Here is a 4,585-nt window from a genome sequence, read left to right as displayed (position 1 = left end):
GCCGCCAGCAGCGCCAGCCGGGGGGAGCGCCGCGGCCGTCCCACCGCCAGCGCCACGTACACCGCCTCCGTGGGGGCGGGGAAGAGGCACGCCTCCGCCACGGCCGAGAGAAAGAGGAGCACCGGCCCCAGCGGGTGCGCGGCCCAGCGCGCCAGCCGGTCGCCGGCCGCGCCGGTCCCCCCGGACGTTCCCTCTCCCTGCGGAGCCGTCACGCCTCGTCCGCGGCGTCCACCACCACCTCGGCGCTTCCGTCCTCGCCGTACGCCACGCGCACCGTCCAGGGGCGGCAGCACACCTGGCAGTCCTCCACGTACTCCTGCAGCGTGCCGCTCCCCGGGTCCAGGGCGATGTCGTTGGGCTCCCAGCAGTACGGGCAGCGCACGGTGGCGCCGGTGCCGGCGGTGCCGTCGCCCAGGGGGAAGGCCTCGTCCAGGAAGTCGTCCGGGGCGGAGTCGTTCAGGCGGATCATGGATCGCTCGGCATGGGTGGCGTGCCGGCCAATCTACCGGCGCGGCCGGCTGTTTCCCAGGTCCTTGAACGGCGGAGGCCGTTCCCCTACAATCCGCACTGGCAGACCCAGTCCCCCCCGACCCGGGCCCGGATGTCCCGTCTCCTTCTCTTCCTGCTCGCCGCCGCGGTGCTGGCCGCGCTCGTCGTCCTGCTCCTGCGGCGTCGCCGCGGCCGGGCGAGGGCCGCGCTGCGGGGCCGCCCCTTTCCGGAGGCCTGGCGCGACGTCCTGGAGCGGAGCTTCCCGCTCTACCGCCGCCTCCCCGCCGAGGACCGCGAGCGGCTGCACGGCCGCATCCAGGTCTTCCTCGCCGAAAAAAGCTTCGAGGGGTGCGGCGGTCTGGAGCTCACGGACGAGATCCGCGTCACCATCGCCGGCCAGGCCTGCCTGCTGCTGCTCAACCTGGAGGAGGCGGACTACTACGCCCACCTGCGCTCCATCCTGGTCTACCCCAGCACCGTGCGGCCGGTGTACGTGGAGCGGCCGACGACCGGCACGATTCCGCCGGCCGAGGAGGCGCTCCTGGGGCAGTCCTGGGGGCACGGCACGGTGATCCTCGCCTGGGACAGCGTGCGCCGGAGCGCCTCCGCCACCGAAGACGGGCGGAACGTGGTCTTCCACGAGTTCGCGCACCAGCTGGACCAGGAAGACGGGGCGGCCGACGGCGTCCCCTACCTGGAAAGCGCCTCGGCCCTGCGCGCCTGGGGTGAGATCATGCAGGCGCACTACGCCGCCCTCCGCGAGGCGGTGGAGGAGGGGCGCCGCACCCTGCTGGACGAGTACGGCGCCACCAACCCGGCCGAGTTCTTCGCGGTGGCGACGGAGTTCTTCTTCGAGAAGCCGGTGCAGCTCAAGCGCAGGCACCCCGCGCTGTACGACGAGCTGGCCGGCTACTACCGCCAGGACCCGGCTTCGTGGGCCGAGCCGCCGTCCGGCCAGCCCGCCGCGGACCCTCCGGGGCGCTGAACGGCCGCCCGGCGTTTCTCCGTCTCTTCCCATTCCGATGCGCAGCTTCTTTTCGCTCTCCCGCCCGAAGCAGTGGGTATGTGCCGTGCTGCTGTCGTACGCGGCCATGCTTCCGGTCATGCTCGCGGGGGGCGCTCTCGCCGTCTTCGCCCTGGAGAGCGGGCGGGGCTTCCCCTGGGTCGTGGGAAGCGCCGGGGTGCTGCTCCTCCTGTACATGGTCCTGCTCCCGCTATGGATGCCGCTGCTGCAGTTCGTCACGGCGCCGCTGGCGTACCTGCTGGGCCACTACCGGTACCTCTCCCCCATGCTCCTGGTGGAGAAGCCCACGCTGGAGGAGTACCGGATCCACGGCGGGACCAACTTCGACTACTTCGTGCACCTCCGCTGGCGCGACCGGGGTCCGTCCGCCGCCCGGAAGACGCTGCGCTACTACCTGGAGGGGCTCCTCGCGCTGGCGGACGAGGTGGAGCAGGGCCGCCTCCCGGCGGAGCTGCGGATCGTGGGCACCTCGTACATCTTCACCCCGAGCACGGCGCGGCGCCTGGGCTTCACGATGGAGGAGCCGGCCAGGGGCGCGCTGCTGGGGCTCTACCTCAACTACCTAAACCTCCTCTGGAAGCACAGCTTCGCCCGCGGGCGGCTGGCCTTCCCCGACGTTCACCGCATCCGGCAGGCGGCCACCACCGGGGGCACGCTGGTGCGGCACCGGCCGCGGATCGAGGCGCTGCTCCGGAGGCTGCGGTCGGAGTAGACTCGGCGCGGCGCCTGGCACATCGACGTGGGCTGGGCCCCTGCTCCCGGCTGTCGGCTCCACCGAACAGACCCGCATCCAACGCGCATGATCCGTAGCCGCCTCTTCATTGTCGCCGCGCTGCTGTCGGCGGCCTGCACCCTTTCTCCCGGCGTCCCGGTCTCGACCACTCCCGCCGCGGCGTCCACCGCCGCGACGGGCACCGTCGTCCACGACACCGTACGCTCGGCGGCCCTCCGGGGGAACCCGCTCGGCGACCCGGCCGATCGGCACGTGGCGATCTACCTGCCGCCCTCGTACGCGGCCGAGCCGTCGAGGCGCTACCCGGTCGTCTACCTGCTGCACGGCTTCGACGGCGACCCGGAGCAGTGGGCCGAGGAGCGGATGCGCGTTCCGCAGGCGATGGACTCGCTCGTGGCCGCGGGCACGGTGCGGGAGATGGTCGTGGTCATGCCGGACGGGAAGAACGCTCTCGGCGGCTCCTTCTTCGCGAACTCCCCGGCGACGGGGCGGTGGGAGGACTTCGCCGTGCGGGAGGTGGTGGCGCACGTGGACCGGCGCTACCGGACGCTGCCCGGGCCGGCGGGGCGGGGGATCGCCGGCTGGTCGATGGGCGGGCATGCGGCGCTGCGGCTCGCGGCGGCGCATCCCGAGGTGTTCGGTGCGGCGTACGCGCTGAGCCCCTGCTGCCTGGGAGACCTGTGGGCCGACTTCGGACCCCGGGGCGGTACCGCCGATCAAATGGCGGAGCCCTGGCGCAGGGCGATGTCGCTCCGGTCCCGCGAGGAGGTGGCGGCGGCCGGCTTCGGGGTGCGGCTCCGGCTGGCATTGGCGGCCCTGCTGTCGCCGGACCCGTCCGGGCGCCCCGTGGGCGTCGCGCTCCCGTTCACCTGGGCGATGGACGGGACCTATCCGGCCCAGCCGGCGCACTCCGCCTGGGACCGCGCCTCGCCCGATTCCCTGGTGGCGCGGCATCTCCGCGGGTTCGCGCGGCTGCGCGGGGTCGCATTCGACGCGGGACGGACGACGGGTTCCGGCACATCCCGGCGAGCACGGGAGCGCTGTCGGCCTCCCTCGCGCGCGCCGGGATCCGGCACACCTACGAGCTGTACGCCGGTACGCACGGGAGCCACGTCGCGGGGCGGCTTCGCACGCACGTCCTCCCCTTCTTCTCGGAGCGCCTAGGCGCTCAGCCCAGCGGCTTGCGGTAGCGCAGCCCCGTGGCCTCGTAGCCCAGCCGCTCGTAGAAGCGGTGCGCCGCGTCCCTCTGCAGCGCGGTGGTGAGGTGTACCGACCCCGCGCCCACCTCGCGCGCCCACGCCTCCGCGTCTCGCATCAGCGCCGTGCCGACGCCGGTGCCCCGCCGCGCCGGGTCCACCACGATGGCCAGGACGCGCGCGTACGGCGCGTCGTAGTTGTACGCGAGGCCGCGGAAGACCCCCACCATCCCGACCAGCTCTCCGCCCGCCTCGGCCACGAGCGTGTGGTAGTCCGGGTCCGGGAGGATCCGCTCCAGCCGAGCGGCCATCTCCGTGGGGGTGGTGGGGTAGCCGAGGTGCGCCATGAGGCCGGCCAGCGCGGCGGTGTCGCCCGCGGTCGCCGGGCGGATGCGGATGGCGTCCATGGAAGGGCGAAGGGTGTGGAGGGGACCCGGCGCGGACGCTCCGGGTCTGCCAGCCTTGCAGCCGGAGGGGCGAAAACGGCGTGCCCACTTGCCTTTTCGGCGCTCTTTGCGGGCCGGAAGCTGGTATCCGGGTTGCAATTTCCCGCGGGGGGAAGCGCGCGCCGCGGTGGCGCGCGCGATGCAACCCGTGAGATCGGGAGGATCGTATGGTCAGAAATGGCAATCGGCTTGCCACCGTGCCCTTCGACCGCCTCTTCGAAGCGGTGGCGGGGCCGCTCGGGTGGCCGGCGGCGGACGGCAGCCTGCTGCGCAGCCCCGAGACGGAGGTGGTGGAGACGGAGGACACCATCCATGTGATGATGGAGATGCCGGGCGTCCGCCGCGAGGACCTGGACATCGGCCTGGAGTCGAACATTCTGACGGTCCGCGCCGCCAAGCCCGCGGAGCGGGTCGAGAACGCCCGCTACCACCTGTCGGAGCGGCGCTACGGGACCTTCACGCGCTCGTTCGTGCTCCCGCGGCAGGTGGACGCCGACCGCATCGACGCGGAGCTCGCCGACGGCGTGCTGCGCATCGTGATCCCCAAGACCGAGCAGGCGCGTCGGCGCCGGATCGAGGTCCGCGGCGGCGGGGACGCCAGCCGGATCGAGGCGTCCACCGAGGCGAGCGTAGCGTAGTCTGGCGGCACGGTGTAGATGAAGGGCCGGCTCCCCGCGCGGGGAGCCGGCCCTTTCCG

General features: G+C 73.3%; 7 protein-coding genes. 4 read left to right on the top strand and 3 right to left on the bottom strand.

Annotated features, from left to right (window positions below; genetic code table 11):
* Positions 1-212: hypothetical protein (locus VGR37_10610; protein ID HEV2147843.1), on the bottom strand; the 212-nt coding region annotated here is incomplete at its 3' end.
* Entirely contained in the window at positions 209-469 is a 261-nt protein-coding gene (locus tag VGR37_10605; protein ID HEV2147842.1) for a CPXCG motif-containing cysteine-rich protein, read from the bottom strand. The genes VGR37_10605 and VGR37_10610, both read right to left, overlap by 4 nt.
* Before the next feature lie 132 nt (positions 470-601).
* Between VGR37_10605 and VGR37_10600 the strand changes: the two genes are divergently transcribed.
* The 3 genes from VGR37_10600 to VGR37_10590 all read left to right on the top strand — a co-directional run bounded on the left by VGR37_10600 (position 602) and on the right by VGR37_10590 (position 3,410).
* Positions 602-1,474 (top strand): M90 family metallopeptidase, encoded by an 873-nt coding sequence (locus tag VGR37_10600; GenBank protein HEV2147841.1) that lies wholly within the window; start codon positions 602-604, stop codon positions 1,472-1,474.
* Positions 1,475-1,511: 37 nt separating this feature from the next.
* Complete coding sequence (locus tag VGR37_10595) at positions 1,512-2,225, top strand: hypothetical protein (GenBank protein ID HEV2147840.1); 714 nt, start codon at positions 1,512-1,514, stop codon at positions 2,223-2,225.
* 87 nt (positions 2,226-2,312) lie between these two features.
* The gene (locus tag VGR37_10590) at positions 2,313-3,410 is read left to right on the top strand and encodes an alpha/beta hydrolase-fold protein (GenBank protein ID HEV2147839.1); all 1,098 of its coding nucleotides are present in this window, start codon (positions 2,313-2,315) and stop codon (positions 3,408-3,410) included.
* 4 nt (positions 3,411-3,414) lie between these two features.
* Here the strand turns inward: VGR37_10590 and VGR37_10585 are convergent, their stop codons facing one another.
* Complete coding sequence (locus VGR37_10585; GenBank protein ID HEV2147838.1) at positions 3,415-3,849, bottom strand: GNAT family N-acetyltransferase; 435 nt, start codon at positions 3,847-3,849, stop codon at positions 3,415-3,417.
* A gap of 206 nt (positions 3,850-4,055) precedes the next feature.
* Between VGR37_10585 and VGR37_10580 the strand changes: the two genes are divergently transcribed.
* Positions 4,056-4,526, top strand: coding sequence for an Hsp20/alpha crystallin family protein (locus VGR37_10580; GenBank protein HEV2147837.1), 471 nt, complete (start codon positions 4,056-4,058; stop codon positions 4,524-4,526).
* Positions 4,527-4,585: the final 59 nt, after the last annotated feature.

Source organism: Longimicrobiaceae bacterium, assembly GCA_035936415.1.
GTDB lineage: Bacteria > Gemmatimonadota > Gemmatimonadetes > Longimicrobiales > Longimicrobiaceae > JAFAYN01.
The sequence above is the reverse complement of the archived record's forward strand: the minus strand, read 5'-3'. Positions and strand labels throughout refer to the sequence as shown.